Source organism: Streptomyces sp. NPDC041940 (assembly GCF_055589465.1).
In genome coordinates this window covers 173,675-192,369 of record NZ_JBVJBP010000004.1, presented here as the reverse complement: position 1 = coordinate 192,369, position 18,695 = coordinate 173,675, and the positions used below count along the sequence as shown (strand labels likewise).

The 18,695-nt window shown below is 72.2% G+C and carries 14 protein-coding genes; 6 read left to right on the top strand and 8 right to left on the bottom strand.

Features of this window, described 5'->3' with window-relative positions:
- Positions 1-21: 21 nt before the first annotated feature.
- From ACZ6I3_RS10160 to ACZ6I3_RS10150, 3 genes are all read right to left on the bottom strand, one after another.
- On the bottom strand, positions 22-4,707 hold the full coding sequence (locus ACZ6I3_RS10160; protein WP_469413408.1) for an HD domain-containing protein: 4,686 nt from the start codon (positions 4,705-4,707) through the stop codon (positions 22-24).
- Positions 4,708-4,880: 173 nt separating this feature from the next.
- Positions 4,881-5,222 carry a Pepco domain-containing protein gene (locus ACZ6I3_RS10155; RefSeq protein ID WP_391109402.1) on the bottom strand — a complete coding sequence of 114 codons (342 nt, stop codon included), beginning with the start codon at positions 5,220-5,222 and terminating at the stop codon, positions 4,881-4,883.
- A gap of 36 nt (positions 5,223-5,258) precedes the next feature.
- Positions 5,259-5,951: an HD domain-containing protein gene (locus ACZ6I3_RS10150; RefSeq protein WP_469413406.1), complete on the bottom strand. Its 693-nt coding sequence runs from the start codon at positions 5,949-5,951 to the stop codon at positions 5,259-5,261.
- 47 nt (positions 5,952-5,998) lie between these two features.
- Here ACZ6I3_RS10150 and ACZ6I3_RS10145 point away from each other — a divergent pair, with 47 nt between their 5' ends.
- From ACZ6I3_RS10145 to ACZ6I3_RS10130, 4 genes are all read left to right on the top strand, one after another.
- Positions 5,999-6,679 carry a maleylpyruvate isomerase family mycothiol-dependent enzyme gene (locus ACZ6I3_RS10145; RefSeq protein ID WP_469413404.1) on the top strand — a complete coding sequence of 227 codons (681 nt, stop codon included), beginning with the start codon at positions 5,999-6,001 and terminating at the stop codon, positions 6,677-6,679.
- Positions 6,680-6,796: 117 nt separating this feature from the next.
- Positions 6,797-7,495, top strand: a complete 699-nt coding sequence (locus tag ACZ6I3_RS10140; protein WP_469413403.1) for a copper homeostasis protein CutC — start codon at positions 6,797-6,799, stop codon at positions 7,493-7,495.
- A 76-nt stretch (positions 7,496-7,571) separates the two neighbouring features.
- Positions 7,572-9,104 (top strand): BTAD domain-containing putative transcriptional regulator, encoded by a 1,533-nt coding sequence (locus ACZ6I3_RS10135; RefSeq protein WP_469413401.1) that lies wholly within the window; start codon positions 7,572-7,574, stop codon positions 9,102-9,104.
- Positions 9,105-9,162: 58 nt separating this feature from the next.
- The gene (locus ACZ6I3_RS10130; RefSeq protein ID WP_469413399.1) at positions 9,163-9,903 is read left to right on the top strand and encodes an SDR family NAD(P)-dependent oxidoreductase; all 741 of its coding nucleotides are present in this window, start codon (positions 9,163-9,165) and stop codon (positions 9,901-9,903) included.
- 4 nt (positions 9,904-9,907) lie between these two features.
- On the opposite strand, the gene ACZ6I3_RS10125 is transcribed toward ACZ6I3_RS10130, so the two are convergent.
- Positions 9,908-11,947 carry a HelD family protein gene (locus ACZ6I3_RS10125; protein ID WP_469413397.1) on the bottom strand — a complete coding sequence of 680 codons (2,040 nt, stop codon included), beginning with the start codon at positions 11,945-11,947 and terminating at the stop codon, positions 9,908-9,910.
- A gap of 247 nt (positions 11,948-12,194) precedes the next feature.
- Here ACZ6I3_RS10125 and ACZ6I3_RS10120 point away from each other — a divergent pair, with 247 nt between their 5' ends.
- Positions 12,195-12,383, top strand: a complete 189-nt coding sequence (locus ACZ6I3_RS10120) for a hypothetical protein (RefSeq protein WP_184599430.1) — start codon at positions 12,195-12,197, stop codon at positions 12,381-12,383.
- A 42-nt stretch (positions 12,384-12,425) separates the two neighbouring features.
- On the opposite strand, the gene ACZ6I3_RS10115 is transcribed toward ACZ6I3_RS10120, so the two are convergent.
- Positions 12,426-14,069, bottom strand: coding sequence for a DNA repair helicase XPB (locus tag ACZ6I3_RS10115; protein WP_469413395.1), 1,644 nt, complete (start codon positions 14,067-14,069; stop codon positions 12,426-12,428).
- A 164-nt stretch (positions 14,070-14,233) separates the two neighbouring features.
- On the opposite strand from ACZ6I3_RS10115, the gene istB reads away from it, so the two are divergent.
- A complete protein-coding gene (gene istB / locus ACZ6I3_RS10110) occupies positions 14,234-15,517 on the top strand; it encodes an IS21-like element helper ATPase IstB (protein ID WP_469413393.1) in 1,284 nt (427 codons plus the stop codon).
- Here the strand turns inward: istB and ACZ6I3_RS10105 are convergent.
- The 3 genes from ACZ6I3_RS10105 to ACZ6I3_RS10095 all read right to left on the bottom strand — a co-directional run bounded on the left by ACZ6I3_RS10105 (position 15,495) and on the right by ACZ6I3_RS10095 (position 18,662).
- Positions 15,495-15,686, bottom strand: coding sequence for a hypothetical protein (locus ACZ6I3_RS10105; RefSeq protein ID WP_469413391.1), 192 nt, complete (start codon positions 15,684-15,686; stop codon positions 15,495-15,497). The genes istB and ACZ6I3_RS10105 overlap by 23 nt on opposite strands.
- Positions 15,687-15,782: 96 nt before the next feature.
- On the bottom strand, positions 15,783-15,914 hold the full coding sequence (locus tag ACZ6I3_RS10100) for a hypothetical protein (RefSeq protein ID WP_469413389.1): 132 nt from the start codon (positions 15,912-15,914) through the stop codon (positions 15,783-15,785).
- Between the two features lie 174 nt (positions 15,915-16,088).
- Positions 16,089-18,662: a helicase-associated domain-containing protein gene (locus tag ACZ6I3_RS10095; RefSeq protein ID WP_469413387.1), complete on the bottom strand. Its 2,574-nt coding sequence runs from the start codon at positions 18,660-18,662 to the stop codon at positions 16,089-16,091.
- Positions 18,663-18,695 lie beyond the last annotated feature (33 nt).

Below are 18,695 nucleotides of genomic sequence, written 5' to 3'. Positions count from 1 at the left end.
GTTGTCCACATGGTGGGGAGGTTACGAGGGGGTGGGGGGCTGGGGCGACGGGATTTCCGGGGCGGGGAACCAGTCCTCGATCTCGTGACGCATGCCGAGTCCGGTGGCCTTGAGGGCGGTTTCGCGGAGGGTCTTGGCGGCGGAGAGGGCTACTACGGCCAGGGTGACGAGGGTGAGTGGGGGGTCGTCGGGGTGGGGGGTGAAGGGGAGTGCGATCTTGCTGGTGAGAGCGTGGAGCAGGGCGTGTTCCAGGCGTAGTTCTGTGTCGCAGTCTTCCGACAGGGGGGCGACGTCGTAGCCGAAGTCGGCGAGGGCCTTGGCTCGGCCGCCAACAGCCTTGAGGACGGCGGGGGATACCGGGCCATAGGTGGCGGGGCCGGGGAAAGGGCGGTGTCTCAGGATCGCGCCGTCGATTTCCTCGGCGTGGGCCAGGGCCTCGGCGGTGACCGGGCAGTGGTATCCCCATGTGGTGAGGATGGAGACGGCCTCGGCCAGGGGGAGCCCCGCCTGCCGTGCTCCGTAGGCCACGTCGAACACGCTCAAGGGACCGTTCGTGTGCAGCATGAGACTGCTATTGACGAGAGCGGTCTCAGCCGGTGAGGGCAACTGCCCTTCCTCGTCGGGGACGGACGCCACCGCGTAGCCCAGTTCCTCCAGCCGCGCCGCGATGGAGGGGACGGGCTTGTGGAGATGGCGCGCCACAGCCGTCATGTAGAGGAGTGACACTTCCCGGTCCACCCAAGGACGTTGGAAGTCGTACAGGAGGAGCGACCGGTCGTCCTCCGACAGTTCGGGACCGTCCGTGGTGTCGGGGGGCAGTTGGAAGCCCAGCTCGGACAGGAACTCCGTGACGTGGAACACCGTCGTATCCGTCCCGTGTGCCACCGAGGCCAGCTGGGCGCGGGAGATCCGCAGAGCCTCTTCCGGGGACGGCGGGCCGGCACATGACGACCACAAGGTCTGGAGGATGCCTCGCTCCTCGTCGGTCCACCGCTCCCGGACCGGGTGGTCGTCCGGCACGGTGAAGCCCAGTTCCCGCAGACGCCGCGCGGCTTGCGCAGTGGAGCAGGCTCGGTGCGCGGCACTGACACAGACCTGGGGTCCCGAAAGCGCCGAGCCCGGAGTCAGCCACCCCGACGGGTCGCCCATCCGTCGCAGCAGCGGAAGATCCTCGCAGTCGGCGGCGACGCAGTCGTCCAAGGGCTCGACCTGGTAACCCAGAGCGGCGAGCCGGTCGGATACCTCCGCAGGCGGGTGCTCCACTCTGAGGCTCAGCACGAAGACCTCGCCGACGCCCAGCGGCTGGGCGGGGTCGTGCCAGTCGACGAGGAGACTGAGAAGCAACGCGGGATGCCGACCGGGCCGCTCATTCATCCAGTCTCGGTACGCCCTGTCCCAGCGCCTCTGTCTGCCAATGGTGAGCAGCGACAGGTCGGAGGGCCGGGCGCACAGCTCGTCGGACGGGAACGGTTCCGGCAGGGACACAGGGCCGCCGAGACCCGCGCGGTACAGCGCCCGCAGGCGCCAACGCAGCACACTCGGCGGCATGGTGCCGATGAAGCGGGCAACGTGGGTCGAGTGTCCTGCCGGTGGGTAGCTGCCGGTCACCAGAGGGATCAGGTCGACGTCGGGAAGGAAGTAGCCGACTTCGCGGAAGGACATCGAAACGTTCCCGATCCGCCACGTCAGATCGGCCAGGTGGGCGTGCTGAGCCACGAGGTCGCCGAACCACGTCGAGACCGAGCTGGCTTGCGTCAGCCAGTTATGGGTCGGGAGGGGAAGACCCGGGAGTGTCAGACTCGGCACCGCGGCAGTGAGGACAGCCCTGACATGATCGCCGTCGAAGGAACGCACCTTCTTGCGGTCGACGGTGAGTACCGGCGCATGCTCGCCATGCAGATTCAGGATGATGCCGTAAGGAAACTCCTGCACCATCTGGAACGCCGGTTCCGATCCCGTCAACAGGCCGTCGGACAGGATGATGCCCTGGCGGTCGATCCACCAGAGATCGGGTGAGTTGGACGCAAGGCAGACGGGGTCCTTGACGCGAGGTCCCGGCTTCCGTTTCGACATCTCTATCTCAAGACCCGTACGGGACAACTCCCCCGGCACCCACCCATGCTCCCGGGACCCGTGCACCGCCAAAGTCCGATAAGGCGCCACCCACAGCAACCGCTGCAACGCCTCCACGCACGACACACGCTTCCCCTGCCGCGACAACAGCAGCCGCACGGTCGTCCCCGACGCCTCGCCCTCCCCGAGATCCTCGACCCGGAACAGGTTCCCCGGCCCCGCGATCGTCACCTGCAGCAGCCGCCCGGGCCGCCCGTCCCGCCCCATGCGGCAGGTGCGGACCACGATCTCGTCGGCCAGCATGAAGTAGCTCAGGACGCCGATGCCGAAACGGGAGTTGGGGTAGAGGCGGAGCTTGGGTTCCGGGAGTTCGCTCCAGGCGACCTGTTCCTCGATGTACTCGGGCAGGTCGACGAAGCGGGTGCCGCCCTGGGAGAAGACGCTGCCGAGTTCGGTGAGGCCCATGCCGATGCCGTTGTCGCGGCACTCCAGGTAGGGGCGGCCGTCCGAGCCCACGCCCTGCACGAACTCGATCCGGCCTTCCCAGGACGCCGTCGGACGGCCCGTGCGCTGGAGGTACTGCGTGCGGCAGTCCCGGTAGCGCAGCGCGTCCAGCGCGTTCTGGTACAGCTCGCGGACCGCCAGCTCGCGGTCGCCGTAGAGCTGTTCGCCCATGAGGAGTTCCTGGACGCGGTCCTCGGCGAGCTGGAAACGGATGCCGTCGGAGAGCTGGTCGGGGGTGTTGCCGTCGAGGCGGACCCGGCTGCCGTCGGCGTAGGGAGGCAGGGCGCCCAGCGGGGCCAGGGCGGGGTTGTCGTCGCGGTTGATCTCGCGCAGGAGCGTGTCGACGCGGGTGGCGTGTTCCCGCAGGGCGATCTGGACGGCCGGGTGGGTGCAGACCGCGTTCAGGGAGCGGCCGACCCCGGAGTGGCGCCAGTCGGAGCGGCGCACGGTGACCATGAGTTCGCCGAGGTCGACGCTGTCGTAGATGCCGAGGTGCTCCACCACGATCTCGGGCAGGTCGACGGGGTCGACGGCCATCGCGTAGGCCGCCTTGAGCAGGGCGGAGACCAGGGGCGGGCGCACCTCGTGCTCGTCGCCGGTGGTGGCGGCGATGACGTCGTGGTCGTCGAGGGCGCCGGAAGGGCGGCCGACGGCGGCCCGGCGGACGGAGAACGGGGCCGTGCGGTGCTCCTTCAGCAGCCGCATCAGACGGTCCGAGGAGAGTGCGTCGGTCACCCACGGCGGCTGGTCGGTGCCGCCCGTCACCTCACCGAGGAGGGACTTGAGCTTCTCCGCCGCGTACAGCTCCGGCTGCTGGATCAGCCAGCGGTGGAAGAGCCACCAGCGGATGCGCTTCACGGAGTCGCGTGCCGCCGTCTGGTCGTGCAGGGTGTGCAGCCGGCGCTTGAGTCGGGGGAAGCCTTGGCCGAACTTGCGGAAGCGGGTGTGGTCGGGGCCGGAGGCGCAGAGGTCCGTGCCGAGTACGCCGACGCGCTGTGCGGCCTCCTGGGTCCAGAAGGCCTGCTCGACCAGGGGCAGCAGGACCGCCAGCGCGGCCTCGGTCGGGGACAGGGCGACGTTGTCGGCCAGCCGGCTGGTGAGGAAGTCCAGTCTGACGTGGGTGCGCCGGGCCAGCTCGGCGTCGTGCCACGGGTCGTCGCGCAGGGCGTGGGCCGCGCTCTCGTACGCCGTGGCCAGCCGGGACGCCAGGGCGGCACAGGTCTCCTGGAGGTGCCGGCGGGCGGGGCCGTCGGGCGTGCGCTGCCAGATCGGGTGCTGTTCGGCGGAACGGATCCACGGGTGCGCCTCGGTGCGCCGGTCGGGGCCGGGCAGCAGCGGGAAGTCCTCGCCGCCGGGGGTGGCCGCGGTCTCCGTGACGACGGTGACCTCCTGCACGGGCCGTGTCTTGCCGTAGGCGCGGTGGAGTTCCCCGACCCGCTTCTGCACCCGCGCCGCGAACTCGCGCAGGCGCAGGGCGTGCGGGTCCGCCGCGATGGTGTCCGCGAGGGCGCGGGAGAAGAGGCTGAAGGACTCGCCCGGCTGCGTGCCGGGGTCGAAGCCAGGCCGGACCGTCTCCTTCTCGCCGACGAACAGGGCCAGTTGGGGTGCCTTGCAGGCGTGCACGTACGCCACCTTGCGGCGCAGCGCGTCGGCGACCTTGCGCCGGGGCCAGGGCTGGACGCCGGGCAGCGCCGCCATGGTGTCGCGGTCGATGCCCTCGCGGCAGGCGTCGACGAGGAAGACGACATGGCCCGCGGGGGACTCCTCCAGCTCCCGCTCCCAGCCGATCTCGATGCAGCTGTCGGCGAAGACCCCGACGTCGAAGGTGGCGTCCTCGGGGATCAGGAAGTCCTTGCCCTCGAAGTGCTGGCCGTGTCCGCTGAGCAGGATCAGCAGGGTGTCGCCCCGGCCGGCGTCGCGCAAGAAGGCGCGGATGCGGCCGTTGACCGTGTTCGGTGTGATGCCGCGCTTGCTCTCGACGATCTCCGCTGCCTGGAAGCCGCGTTCGATGAGCACGTCCCGGATCCGCTGCAGGTCGTCGCGGACGAACGGCAGGTTCTGGATGTGCTGGTCGTCGTACTCGCTCGCTCCGATGAGCAGGGCCTTGTGCTGGACCTTGTGCTGGGACATGCGCGGCGGTCAGGCGGGGCAGGCCGTCTTGGCTGTACTGCTTCCGTTCGCCGCGCTGCCGCTCATGCCGTCCCCCTGACCCTCGGCCGTTCGTCCGACAACTTTAGTTCACAAAGGGGTGGTTGCGTCCCCTCGGGAAGTCCCCTGGAAGCCTCGGAAGTCCCTGGAGGGCCCTAGGAAGGCCGCTTGAAGACCAGCGTCAGTCCACGGGTGCCCTGTACCTGGCCGGTGCCGAGGAGTTGGACGCCGCCGCTCGCGGTGACCTGGAAGGACAGCTGGGCCTCGGCGAGCGGCAGGGTGCCGCCCCGGGCCGCGGCGTCCTCGAACAGCTGCTGGAGGGCGTCGACGGTCTCGGCGAGGTTCTTGCGGAGGGGGCCGAGCGGGACGGACCGCAGGGCCGGTTCGCCGCCGCCGTTGCCGAACAGGCCCATCGAGTCGTCGTCGCCCTCCTCGCTGACGGTGACCCAGAACGGCAGGCTCGGCTCGATGACCTCGGGCTCGGTGGTGTTGTCCATGCGTGTTCCCCTCCCTGTGGTGCGGTGGGGCCAACCCTAGGACTCGGAGGCCGGTCCGGAGGGCGATTCCTCCAGCAGCTCCAGCTCCGACCGCAGGTTGTAGCGGGCCGTCGCCTCCCACTCCTTCGCTCCGTGCGGGGTCCTGAACAGCCTCGGCAGGGCGAGGAGTTGGCGCAGGATGGTGGCGCGGCCCGTGCGGAAGGCGTCGTTCGGGACGAAGTGGTACTCCTCGCGGACGGCGGTGGTGTAGGCCGCGTACGCCGACGGGGGTGAGGCGAGGACGGCCAGGTCGGCGTCGCAGAGGACCTGGCCGTCGGGGTCGTCGTCGGCGGGGTCGTGGGTGACGGTGAGGCGGACCAGGCGGGCCACCTCGGCGGTCTTGGTGGCGGGGACACCGGCCTCGGTGAGGGCGCGTTCGGCGAGGCGGGCGGAGCGTTCCTCGTTCTCGGAGCGGTCGGGGAGGTAGACCGCGTCGTGGAACCAGGCGGCCAGCCGCACCACGTCCAGGTCGTGCGCGTGCCGCTCCAGTACGTCGATGTGATCGAGGACCGCCGTGAGGTGCTCGACCGTGTGGTAGCGGCGCTGGGGCTCCTGCCAGCGGGTGAGCAGGTTGTCGGCGTACGGCGCCGGGTCGGGGCCGTCGGCGGCCGGGCCCCGGGCGGCTTCCAGGGTGCGGGTGAAGCGGGTGCGCAGGGTGTGCAGGGTGCGCGGGGTGTCGGGATCGGCCATGGCGTCATTCTCCCGCCGACCCGGGGTTGGGATCTAGCGTGGGTTCCATGACGACTCCTGCTGATGTGCACGACGTACGGGACCCCGAGCAGCCCGGGCGGCTGCTCACGATCGAGCGTGACGCGCTGATCCCGCTGCTGCGGGGCAGGGCCGAGGAGGACTTCGCACGGCCCGTGGCCGCGTGTCCGGGCTGGACGGTTCGGGATGTGCTGGCGCACTGCTCGGCCGCCCTGACGCGGGTGGCGGACGGGCGGTTCGAGGAGGGCGTGTTCTCGCCCGAGTCCAACGACCGGGACATCGCGAAGCGGGGCGGCTGGAGCAACGCGCAGGTCGTGGACGAGCTGGAGCGCGGGATGAGCGAGGCCGGGGCCGTGATCGCCGGGGCGGACGGGAAGCTGGACGGCCTCGCGCTCGGGGAGTGGGTGCACGCCGGGGACGTGCGCGAGGCGCTCGGGGAGCCGGGGGCGTACGGCGGGGCCGGGCTGCCGGACGCGCTCGCGCTGCTCGCCCGGATCACCCGTGAGCGGGGGCATGTGCCGCTGCACGCCGACCTCGACGACCTGGACGAGCCGCTGCGGCTGGGCGAGAGCGACGGGGAGCGGCCTCCGGGGCGTTTCATCGGGGACGGGCCGACCCTCGTACGGCTGTACGCGGGGCGGCCGGTCGGCGGGGCGCCCGCGTTCGAGCTGGCGGGGGTGGAGGCGAAGGAGCTGAACATCTTCGGCTGAGGCGCCGCACCGGGGCGTGGGAGGCGGCGGAACGGGGCAGCGTAGTCTTTGATTGGACTAGACCTGTCGTGACCGTCAGGCGTCCGAACGCCGATTCCACGCCGACGAAGGGGCCCCATGAGCAAGCGTGCAGTCCTGGAGGTGATCGCCCTCGGCGTCGAGGACGCGGTCGCCGCCCAGGCGGGAGGCGCGGACCGCCTCGAGCTGGTCACCGACATGGCGGCCGACGGGCTCACCCCGTCGGCCGGGACCGTCGCCGGGATCCGCCGGGCCGTCGACCTCTCCCTGCGGGTGATGCTCCGGCTCACGGACGGGTTCGCGGCGGGGGACACCGACCGGCTGGTCCGGGCGGCGGGCGAGCTGCGGGAGGCCGGAGCCGAGGAGTTCGTGCTCGGGTTCCTCGACGCGGACGGCGGCGTGGACCTGGCGGCCGTGGAGCGGGTCGTCGCGGTACTGGACGGCTGCCCCTGGACCTTCCACCGCGCGATCGACCGGGCCGCCGACCGGGACGCCCTGCGCAAGCAGCTGGACGGGATGCCGGGGCTCGACACGTACCTCACCGCCGGATCGGCCTGCGGGGTCGACGACGGGCTTTCCGTACTGCTCGCGGAGGCGGCCCGCCGAGGAGAGCCGGGGTACGAGCAGCACCTGCTGGTGGGCGGCGGGCTGCGGCTCGACCACGTGCCGACGCTGCGGGCGGCCGGGGTCGACGGCTTCCACATCGGCGGGGCGGCCCGGCCGGAGGGCTGGGAGGCACCGGTGTCGGCGGAGGCCGTCGCGCGATGGCGTACCGCCCTGGACGCCGCCCCCGCGTGACCCTCCCGGCAGGACACGGGGAAGCAGGGCATGGGCCCGTGCGTTGTGGCGTTGCATGAGCCTGCGCTTCTCACTGATGGGTCCGGTACGAGCCTGGCGCGACGAAGAGGAGGTCGCACTGGGGCCGCGCCAGCAGCGGGCGGTGCTGGCGGCGTTGCTGCTGAACAACGGCATCCGGCTGAGCAACGAGCAGTTGATCGGCATGGTCTGGGACGACCCGACGCCGAGCGCGGTGATGGCACTGCGGACGTACGTGTACAAGCTCCGCAAGGCGCTTCCGGAGCTGAACCTGACGTCCAGGGACGGCGGGTACACGGCCCGCGCGGAGATCGTCGACGACTGCCGGGGCGAGCCCCTGGAAGGCCTCCGGAGCGCCTACTTCGACGCGCAACGGGTGCGGCTCGGCGACTACCGGCTCAAGACGCGGGAGGACTGCCTCGAACGCGAACTCGACGTGCTGGAGCTGCAGAAGCACGTCGCCGCCTTCCCGCTCAGGGAACGACCACGCGCCCTCCTGATGCGCGCGCTCTACCTGGAGGGCAGGCAGGGCGAGGCACTCGACCACTTCCACCGGGTGCGCGCGCTGCTCATCGAGGAACTCGGCCTCGAACCAGGGCCGGAGCTGCGCAAGGTCTACGCGCAGATCCTCGACGGCGACCTCACCCTGCCGCGCAGGCCGGAGCAGCTGGTGCCGGATCTGGTCGACTTCACCGGCCGTGCCGAGGAGATCGCGCAGGCCCTGCGGACGCTGCCGGGCACCGTGGGCATCACCGGTATGCGGGGCAGCGGCAAGACCGCGCTGGCCACCCGGATCGGCCACCTCGTCAAGGGGCGCTTCCCGGACGGGCAGATCGTCGTCAGGGGCGGGGACGTCGCCGGCGAGCTGTTGCGCGCGGTCGGCGTGGAGAACCCCGTCGGCGACAAGGCCGCGCTGTGGCGGGAGAAGGCGCGCGGCAAGCGGTTCCTGGTCGTGGTCGACGACGTGCGGGACGCGGCGGCCGTGCGCGATCTCGCCACGCCCGGCTCGGCGATGATCCTCACGAGCGTCCGCCGGTTGCACGAGCTGCCGGGGGTGACCTGGCTGAAGATCGCCGGGCTGGCCGAGCGGGAGGCACGGGAGTTCCTGCGCAAGGCCGTCGGCCCGGTACGCGCGGACGCGGAGCCCGAGCAGGCCGAGGTGCTGCTGGAACGCCTCTCGCGACTGCCGCACCCGATCAGGGTGATGGGCGGCAAGCTCAGCGCGCGTCCGCACTGGACGATCGAGATGGCTTTGCTGCAGATGGAGCGGGACAGCAGGCTCACCGACGTGATCCCGTCCGACTGCGCCGCGATGATGGCCCCGTTGATCGCGGCCGAGCAGCAGCTGAGCGATCCGGAACGGCGCATGCTCATGTGCTTCGCGCGCCAGGACGCCGAGGTGATCGACAGTCAGAAGGCGGCGGAGCTGTCCGGGGCCGACGCCGGCGAGATCGAGCTGGTGCTGGAGTCGCTCGCGGGCGTGCACCTGATCGAGCCGCTCGTACGCGGCCGCTACCGGCTGCCGCGGTTCGTGCGCCTCTGCTTCGGGCTGTGCACGGCGGAGCCGGCCGGCGAGCGGCAACCGGCCTGACCAGGCCGTATATGCGGAAATTATGCGCTGACGATCTGGCGCGGCCACGTTGGCAGACATGACAACCAAGGAACTTCAGGACAAGAAGGCACTCGTCACCGGCGCCACGTCGGGCATCGGCCGCGCGATCGCGGTCAAGCTCGCGGAGGCGGGTGCCACCGTCTATGTGACCGGGCGCCGGGCCGAGCTCGGCAAGGAGACCGTCGAGCTGATCGAGCGGGCGGGCGGGACGGGCCACTTCGTCGTCGCGGACGTCGCGAACCTCGACGACGTCCGGGGGCTCGCCGAGGAGGTCGGCGAGGTGGACGTGCTCGTGAACAACGCGGGCGTCTTCCCGGTCTCGACGACCCCCGAGCAGCCGCTCGACAGCTACGAGCAGGTGTTCGACGTCAATGTCCGTGCGGCCTACTTCCTGACGGCCGCGCTCGTGCCGGCCATGGTGGCCAGGAAGAAGGGCGCGATCGTCAACGTCTCGTCGGTCGCCGGGCAGATCGGCACCCCCGTCGGCTCCGTCTACAACGCCTCCAAGGCCGCGATGGACGCGCTGACCCGGTCGTGGGCCGTCGAGTTCGGCGCGGCGGGCGTCCGCGTCAACTCCGTGGCGCCCGGCCCGATCCGCACCGACATGGCCGTCGAGACGGTGGGCGAGATGTTCGAGGAGTTCAGCCGGAACACCCCGCTCACCCGCGCCGGCGAGCCCGAGGAGATCGCCGAGGCCGTGGCGTTCCTGGCCTCCGACAAGGCCAGTTACATCACCGGCGCGGTGCTCGCCGCCGACGGGGGCTACGTCGCGACCTGAGCGGTCACGCCAGTTGGGGCGGCAGCGGCGCCGCGTGCGTGACGATCAGACCCGACACCGCTCGTGTCAGCGCCACGTACAGGCGCCGCAGCCCGGTCCGTTCGTCCGGCTCGCCGTCGACCACGGCCCGCGGCTCGTCCAGGACCACGTAGTCGTACTCCAGGCCCTTCGCGAGCGAGGCCGGGACCAGGGTCAGCCGGGTCTCCTGGGTGGTCTCCTCGCCCGGGCCGAGGTACGGGATCCCGGCCTCCGCCAGGGCCTCCGCCAGCTCCGGGATCCGGGCGTCCGCCGCGATCAGGCCGGTCGAGCCCTCGTTGCCCAGCAGCTCGCGGCAGGCCTCGACCACGTCGGTGGTCCCGGCGACCTCCCGGACCTCGAAGTGGCCCGGGTTCTCGCGGATCGACACGACCGGGGTGAGGCCGGGGGCGATGTGCGGCAGCAGCCGGGAGGCGTACGCGATGACGTCCGTCGGCACACGGAAGCCGGCCGTCAGCTCCTCCACCACCGCGTCCTGCTTGCCCAGGTGGGTCAGCGCCTCCTGCCAGCCGCGGGTCGCCCAGGGCGTGGTGCCCTGCGCCAGGTCACCGAGGACGGTCGCGCTGCCGGTGGTGCAGCGGCGGCCGACCGCCCGGTACTGCATGGGGGAGAGGTCCTGCGCCTCGTCGAGGACGACATGCCCGAGGGAGTGCGTGCGCTGGATCAGGTCGGTGGCCTCGTCGATGAGCACGGCGTCGGCGGTCGACCACTTGGCGGACTTGACGCTGCGCGCCGGTCTCGCCCACAGGATCGCCTTCTGCTCCTCCTCATTGAGGATCCCCGCCGCGTGCTCGGCGAGGAAGTCCGCGTCCGACAGCAGGCGCAGCACCAGTTTCGCCGGGTCGACGGCCGGCCACACCGTCTTCACGGCCGCCTTGACCGCGCTGTTGCGGGCCACCGCGTCCTGCACCCGGTCGTCCGGCGCCTCGCCCGAGCGCTCCATCTGCACCAGCACGGCGTGCGCGATGCGCTGCGGCAGGGCCTCGCGGGCGGCGCCGTAGCGGATGTCGCGGTCCAGCAACTCGCGGACGAGGTCCTCCAGTTCGTACTGCGCGACGCGCCAGCGGCGGGAGCCGCGTACGACCATGACCGGCTCGGTGGGCAGGGTGACGTGGGCGTAGAGGGCCCTGCGCAGCACCTCTGCCATGCGGGCGTCGCCCTTGACGACCGCGGCCGTCGCGTCGTCCGTGCCCTTGATCTCGACGTGCGCCACCAGGTCCTCGACGGTGGCCTGCTGGACGCTCAACTCGCCGAGGGCGGGCAGGACCTGCTCGATGTAGTGCAGGAAGGACCGGTTGGGTCCGATGACCAGGGTGCCGGTGCGGGCGAGGCGCTCGCGGTGGGCGTAGAGGAGGTAGGCGACCCGGTGCAGGCCGACGGCGGTCTTCCCGGTGCCCGGGCCGCCCTGCACGCACACCGAGCCGGAGAGGCCGGAGCGCACGATCTCGTCCTGCTCGGGCTGGATCGTCGCGACGATGTCCCGCATCGGCCCGACACGCGGACGCTCGATCTCCTGCTGGAGCAGTCTGCTGGTCTTCGCCGCCTCGGCCGGGTCGGAGAGGTGCTCGTCCTCGTACGCCGTGATGTCGCCGCGGGTGTAGCCGAAGCGTCGGCGCAGCGCGATGTCCTGCGGGTCCTTCTTGGAGGCCCGGTAGAACGGCTGCGAGACCGGCGCCCGCCAGTCGATGACCATGGGGTCGCCGTCGTGGTCGTGCACATGCCGGCGCCCGATGTAGAAGCGCTCGCCCTCCGCCCCTTCCGCCTGCTCGGCGCCCGGGGTGTGCAGATAGTCGAGCCGCCCGAAGAACAGCGGGGTGTCGCTGAGGTCGGCCAGGGCCTTGATGCGCTCCTCGATCTGGTGGTTCAGCGCCTCCGCGTTGACCCAGTTCGCGGTGACGTCGCTGATGTCGAGGGCCTCGACGTCCTCGCGCATGGCGCGCAGGGCGGAACGGGACGAGGCGAGGTGGGAGCGCTCACGGGAGAGCGGGTCGTCGACGGGCGTGGACAAGGGGGTGCCTCCGGAGGGCCTGCGGAAGGGATGGCGGTGAGATGCGGACCGGTTTCCGTCCGGTCGGCGGCGCTCCGTAGAGGGAGGCGGGCAAGAGCGGAGATCTTAGAGGAGCGGGGGAGGCGGCCGCCAACGGTTTTTCGGCGCCCCGGAAGGGTTGCCGGTGTGGGAGGTCATCCGAGCGGAGGACGCGGGCTCGGTCCCTGGACCGACGCGGGCTTTACGGACGAAACCGCACCATGGAGACATGAGCGCAGCAACCCTTTCCCCTGCCCCCGCACCGGGCCGGCCGCCGGGTGCCACCGCCGTGACCGGCAGCCACCGCCACCGCCTCGGCGACGCCCTGCGCGCCGTCAAGGTCTTCGCGGGCGCCGCCTTCGACGTGATCGTCCTCGGCCAGTACGGCGAGGAGGTCGGCGTGGTCCGCCGCAAGTGAGCCGACGGACCTGCCGCAAGTGAGCCGGCGGACCCGCCCTTCTCAGCTCTCGGCGAGCAGCTCGTCCGCGTCCACGATCCGGTACGCGTACCCCTGCTCCGCCAGGAAGCGCTGCCGGTGGGCCGCGAAGTCCTGGTCGATGGTGTCCCGGGCGACCACGGAGTAGAAGTGGGCCTGGTGGCCGTCCGACTTGGGGCGCAGCACCCGGCCGAGGCGCTGGGCCTCCTCCTGGCGGGAGCCGAAGGTGCCCGACACCTGGATCGCGACCGTCGCCTCCGGCAGGTCGATCGAGAAGTTCGCGACCTTGGAGACCACCAGCACGCTGATCTCGCCCTCGCGGAACGCGTCGAAGAGCTTCTCGCGCTGCGCGTTCGACGTCTCGCCCTTGATCACGGGCGCGTCCAGGTGCTCACCCAGCTCGTCGAGCTGGTCGATGTACTGGCCGATCACGAGGATCTGCTGCCCGGCGAAGCGGCGGACGATCGCCTCCGTGACCTTCCGCTTGGTCGCGGTCGTGGCGCAGAAGCGGTACTTCTCCTCCGTCTCGGCCGTGGCGTACGCGAGCCGCTCGGAGTCCGTCAGATTGACCCGGACCTCGACGCAGTCGGCGGGCGCGATGTAGCCCTGCGCCTCGATCTCCTTCCACGGCGCGTCGAACCGCTTGGGCCCGATCAGGGAGAACACGTCCGACTCACGGCCGTCCTCACGCACCAGGGTGGCCGTCAGGCCGAGGCGGCGACGGGCCTGCAGATCCGCGGTGAACTTGAAGACCGGCGCCGGCAGCAGGTGCACCTCGTCGTAGACGACCAGGCCCCAGTCCCGCGAGTCGAACAGCTCCAGGTGCGGATAGACGCCCTTCCGCTTGGTCGTCAGCACCTGGTACGTGGCGATGGTGACGGGCCGGATCTCCTTGCGCGTCCCGCTGTACTCGCCGATCTCGTCCTCGGTGAGGGAGGTCCGCTTCACCAGCTCGTGCTTCCACTGCCGCGCGGAGACGGTGTTCGTGACGAGGATCAGCGTCGTGGACTTCGCCTGCGCCATCGCCCCGGCCCCGACCAGCGTCTTCCCGGCGCCGCAGGGCAGGACGACGACGCCGGAGCCGCCGTGCCAGAAGTTCTCGACCGCCTGCTTCTGGTACGGCCGCAGCGCCCAGCCGTCCTCGGCCAGCTCGATCGCGTGCGCCTCGCCGTCGACGTACCCGGCGAGGTCCTCGGCCGGCCAGCCCAGCTTCAGCAGGGTCTGCTTGATCTGCCCGCGCTCGGAGGGGTGCACGGCGACGGTGTCCGGGTCGATCCGGGCGCCGACCAGCGGCGTGATCCGCTTCGACCGCAGGATCTCCTCCAGCACCGGCCGGTCGGTGGTCGTCAGGACCAGGCCGTGCGCCGGGTGCTTGGACAGGGTGAGCCGGCCGTAGCGGTCCATCGTCTCGGCGATGTCGACGAGCAGCGCGTGCGGCACCGGATAGCGGCTGTACTCCACCAGCGCGTCCACGACCTGCTCGGCGTCATGGCCCGCCGCGCGCGCGTTCCACAGGCCCAGCGGGGTCACCCGGTAGGTGTGGATGTGCTCGGGCGCCCGCTCCAGCTCCGCGAAGGGGGCGATGACGCGACGGCAGTCGTCGGCCCGCTCGTGGTCGACTTCCAGGAGCAGGGTCTTGTCGGACTGGACGATCAGCGGACCATTCACACGCGGCACCCTTTCTGCGGCCAAACGTCCAGTGTGCCTGATCGACGCCGCCCGAGGGTGTGATCTGCGCTGCTGAAATGACGCCGGTCCTACAGAATGCCTTTTCATCCCAACGTGTGGTGTGAATTCAGTTTTTCCGTGGTGGCCCCGAAGAATGGCGAACCGTGCAGAATACGCCGACGACCACGCTCGGATACGCCCTGTTCGCCACCCGCTGGCTCCAGGCCCCGCTGTACTTCGGGCTGGTGGCCGCGCAGGGCGTCTACGTCTACAAGTTCTTCAAGGAGCTGTGGACCTTAATCCTCATGTGCGTGAGCGGGCACGCCACCGAGACGTACGTGATGCTCGCCGTGCTCAAGCTCGTCGACGTCGTCATGATCGCCAACCTGCTGATCATGGTGATCGTCGGCGGCTACGAGACCTTCGTCTCGCGCATCGGCCTCCAGGGCCACCGCGACCAGCCGGAATGGCTCTCGCACGTCAACTCCAACGTACTGAAGGTCAAGCTCGCCACCGCGATCGTGGGCATCTCCTCGGTGCATCTGCTCCAGATGTTCGTGGACGTCCACCACACCTCCCGCCACGCCTTGATGTGGGGGACGGTGATCCACATGGCGTTCATCGCCTCGGCGGCGATCCTCGCGTACATGTCGGGCCCGATGGCGGCGCAGAGCGATCGCGGCCATGCGGATCGCGGGCATGCGGATCGAGGCCATGCGGATCGAGGCCATGCCGACAGCGGGCACGCCGAGCGCGAGCCGGCCGGGTACTCGCAGGTCACGCGTCCGCAGCCGGGCCAGGAGACCCCGGCGGCCACCCTGCCCCGCCCCCGGAAGCCGGAGCCCACATCCGTCCCGGAACCCGACGCGGACGCCGAGGCCCGGATCCGCGCGGCCGGCTTCCCCGCCCGCAAGCTGCTGGAGGACTTCGACCAGCAGCACCCCCGGGGCTTCGACCGGGAGACCGTGGCCCTGCTCGGCAAGGCGGAGTTCGTCGCCGCCCGGCGCAACGTGGTCTTCGTCGGCCCGACCGGCACCGGCAAGACGCACCTGGCCGTCGCCCTGGGCGTGCGGGCCTGCCAGGCCGGGCACCGGGTGCTGTTCGCGACCGCCGCCGACTGGGCCGCCCGGCTCTCCGGCGCCCGGGCCGCCGGCCGGCTCGACGCGGAGCTGGCCGCCCTCGACGAACACCCCCTCCTGATCGTCGACGAGATCGGCTACACGCCCTTCGACGCGGCCACCGCGGGCCTGTTCTTCCAGCTGGTCGCGCACCGCTACGAGCGCGGCTCGCTGATCGTGACCAGCGACCGCCCGCTCGGCCGCTGGGACGAGGTCTTCGGCACCTCCGCACCCGCGATGGCGGACCGCCTCGCCCATCACGCCGAGGTGGTCCGGCTGGACGGCGACAGCTACCGGACGCGCCGCGCTACCGCAGCGTGGACAGACTGATGGTGTTGACCAGCGGGCCCTCGACGGAGACGCCTTCGCCGACCAGGGACTCGGCGTGGGCCGCCGGGATCGGCAGCGGCAGCGCGGGCGGGGCCGCCGCGGCCGAGGACGCGAGCACGCCCACGAGGGCGGCGGCGGAGAGTACGACGGCGGGAAACTTTTCACGCATGGCGGCAGGGCCTTTCACGGGCTGAGCGGTGAGGGACACAGCACCGCGGGCCGGCCCGGAACGCGGGGCCGGCCCCGGCAGGTGCGCGGAGGCGGATCAGATCTGCGGCGTCTCGAGGACGAGGCCGGCGACATCGATGCCGACCGCCGCGGCCGGGGTGGCGAGACCACCGAACATCATCAGGGTCGCGGTGGCCAGGACGGCGGTGACTCGACGAACAGCGCGCATGCTGGGACTTCCTTTCGACAGGGCTCACAGGAACACCCGGTGGCTGCCCCCGGGCACAGCGCGTGATGCGGCACGCCCGGCAAGGTCGCCCAAGGGTGGGACATCCCCGGCGTGGCGTGCATGAACGCCCGCGTGCACCCGAACGGGTGAGAAGCGCCCCCTGCCCGACAGGGGTCAGCCGGAGTCGTCCGCCAGCTCCGCGACCCCGGTGATCCGGTGCAGCGGATACGTACGGACCTCGTCCGCCGTGTGGTCGTACGCCGTGACGAAACCGCCCTCGACGCGGACGGGCGCGATCACCCGCTGGCTGGCGGTGCCCTCGGCGTTGACGTAGCCGATCCACAGGGCCTCGCCGGTCAGGACGGCGGCCTGCATGGTGGCGAGGGTCTCGGCGGAACCGGTGCGGGGCAGCTCGCCGTTGACCGCCGGGGCGGTGCCGGGCTTGCGCGGGGTGGTGGAGGCGAGGTCGCCGGCCCGGATGGCGCGCAGCGCCGCCGCGAGGAGGACGTCGTCGGGGACCGGCGGGCCGTCCGGCACCGGCTCGGGCGCCGTACGGGGCGGGGTGCGGTGGGCGAGGGCGCGGGTGATCAGCACATCGCCCTCGGCGGACTCGGCGGCCGGCGCGAACCCCATCGACCGCAGCCCTTCGAGGAGGCCCGCCGGGTCGGCCTGCGCGGCCAGCACGGTCGGGGCGAGCCGCCGCAGCCCCAGCCCGGCGGCCCGCTTGTCGGCCAGGATCTCGTTGAGCACCGCGTCGTCGTCGCAGCGCACATACGCCGAGGCCGCGCCGACCCGCAGCTGGCCGTGTCTGCGGGCCACGTCGTCGATCAGATAGGCGAGCGGCTGCGGCACCGGCGTGCGGGAGTGCGCGGTGAGGAAGGCGTGCAGGTCGGAGGCGGCCTGCCCGGCGTCGAGCGCGCGCCGCACCGACCCGGGCGTGAACCGGTAGACGGTGGCCCCGCCCTTGGACTCGACGTCCGCCAGCACCCCGAGCATGTCGGCGAGCGGGCGCCGCAGGGGCCCGGGCGCCACCGCCGTCAGGTCGGCCTGGAGCAGCACATGGTCCAGCGGCTCGGGCAGCTGGGGCGTCAGGAGCCGGGCCGCGGCGGCGGAGGCGACGGCCTGTTCGGCGGGGGAGAGGGGAGCGACCGGGACGGGGCGATGGTGGTGATGGTGGACGGGGAGCTTGTCTCCCGGACCCGCCGAAAGCCCCGCCGCCGGACCCGCCGGTCCGGAGGGCTCCGCTTCGGGGTGCTGCACGGCCGCCGCCGGTCCCAGCAGGGCCCGCCCATGCCCCGACAACGCGCCCCGGCCGGTCACGCCCAGCAGTTCCGCCTCGGACAGGGCCCAGCGGGCGAGGCGGGTACGCGGGTCGTCCTCCCCCTGCGCGCCGCGCAGGGGGCGCTCCCAGCGCAGCCGGGCCAGCACCGACTCGGCGTCCGGCGCGGCCCCCTCGGGCAGCCCGGCCAGCAGCGCCAGCACCCGGTGCCGTACCTCGGGCGCCGCCGAACGGTCCAGGCCCGGCCCGAGCGCCGACAACGTACGGTCCTTCGCGTCCCGCCCGCCCACCAGACCGGCCGTCCGGGTCGCCGCGAGCCACGCCGTGGCCAGCCGTGACCAGCGCTCGGCGGGGGGCGCCTCCAGCCACTCGTCGTAGGCCGGGGTCGCCGCGTACCGCTCGTCGGCCTCCCCGTCCGAGGCGATCAGGCCCGCCGCGTACGCCAGTTCCACCCAGAACGCGGCGACCGGCTCGGGCACGTCGAGCGCGACGGCGGTCCGCTTCAGGTCCCGCACGCTCAGCCCGCCGGCCCGCAGCACCGCGGGCCCGCCCTCGTCCCAGTCCTTCAGTAGCTCCTCGACGGTCGCCAGCGCGGTGTACGCCTGCCCGGCCGCCGTACTGTCCACAACCTGTGGACGGTGCACGGCGGTGGCCTCGACCACCGGCGGCACGGGCTCGGGCGTCCGGTGCGCGAGACCCCGCCGCAGGTGCAGGGCGACCTCGCGCGGCAGGACGACCGTCCCCGGCGCCGTCGGCAGCAGCAGCCCGCGGCCCAGCAGCCAGCGCAGCCGCGCCGCCGGATCCGCGGTGACCTGCCCGTACGGCGGCCCCCACACCAGGCGTTCGAGCACCTCCAGGGAGTCGGCCGGGGCGCCGTCGAGCAGCGCGGTCATCCGGGCCCGGTCCGTGAACAGGCCGGTGAGGGCGGTCACGGCGGAGACCGAGTCATGGGTCGAGGCCAGCCCGGCGGTCGTGACGATCTCCTGGATCCGCCCCGGCGACATCCCGGCGGTGGCCTCCTGGACCGTCGGGCCGAGCCCGGTCGGCGAGGGGTGCTGCGGCGCGGGTGCCAGCAGTTCACGTGCCGTACGGACCAGCCGCAGCCGGTCGTCGCCGCCCCAGACCAGGGCCTGCTCGCGCAGCACGTCCACGGCGTGCGGCAGGGCGGCGACGACGGCCGGGTCGGCGTCGTCCCCGGCGGTGAGCCCGAGCAGTTCGTCGTACGTCGCCGGGTCCGCCGCCACGGCCAGCGCCTCCGCCGTCTGCAGCGTGAACCGGTCCAGCCGCTCCAGGGCCCGCACGACCGAGGCGCGGGTGCCGGCCCGGGTCGCGAGCTGGGTGAGGTCGGTCGGCACGGGCGTGATGAGGTCCGGGCGGCTGCGCAGCAGCGCGCCCAGCGGGACATCGCCCCGCGCGCGGAGCGCTTCCGCGAGGGAGCGGGGGGCCGGGGGCCTGTCCTCGGTGCTCATCCGGTCCACGGTAGCGGGTCGCCTCCGGCGGCC

Bases quoted from the DNA above. Each gene is read 5' to 3' on its own strand.
- ACZ6I3_RS10160 (WP_469413408.1), bottom strand. From the start codon at position 4,707: ATGTCCCAGCACAAGGTCCAGCACAAGGCCCTGCTCATCGGAGCGAGC.
- ACZ6I3_RS10135 (WP_469413401.1), top strand. From the start codon at position 7,572: ATGGGTCCGGTACGAGCCTGGCGCGACGAAGAGGAGGTCGCACTGGGG.
- ACZ6I3_RS10140 (WP_469413403.1), top strand. From the start codon at position 6,797: ATGAGCAAGCGTGCAGTCCTGGAGGTGATCGCCCTCGGCGTCGAGGAC.
- ACZ6I3_RS10120 (WP_184599430.1), top strand. From the start codon at position 12,195: ATGAGCGCAGCAACCCTTTCCCCTGCCCCCGCACCGGGCCGGCCGCCG.
- ACZ6I3_RS10100 (WP_469413389.1), bottom strand. From the start codon at position 15,914: ATGCGCGCTGTTCGTCGAGTCACCGCCGTCCTGGCCACCGCGACCCTG.
- ACZ6I3_RS10105 (WP_469413391.1), bottom strand. From the start codon at position 15,686: ATGCGTGAAAAGTTTCCCGCCGTCGTACTCTCCGCCGCCGCCCTCGTG.
- ACZ6I3_RS10155 (WP_391109402.1), bottom strand. From the start codon at position 5,222: ATGGACAACACCACCGAGCCCGAGGTCATCGAGCCGAGCCTGCCGTTC.
- ACZ6I3_RS10130 (WP_469413399.1), top strand. From the start codon at position 9,163: ATGACAACCAAGGAACTTCAGGACAAGAAGGCACTCGTCACCGGCGCC.
- ACZ6I3_RS10150 (WP_469413406.1), bottom strand. From the start codon at position 5,951: ATGGCCGATCCCGACACCCCGCGCACCCTGCACACCCTGCGCACCCGC.
- ACZ6I3_RS10145 (WP_469413404.1), top strand. From the start codon at position 5,999: ATGACGACTCCTGCTGATGTGCACGACGTACGGGACCCCGAGCAGCCC.
- ACZ6I3_RS10095 (WP_469413387.1), bottom strand. From the start codon at position 18,662: ATGAGCACCGAGGACAGGCCCCCGGCCCCCCGCTCCCTCGCGGAAGCG.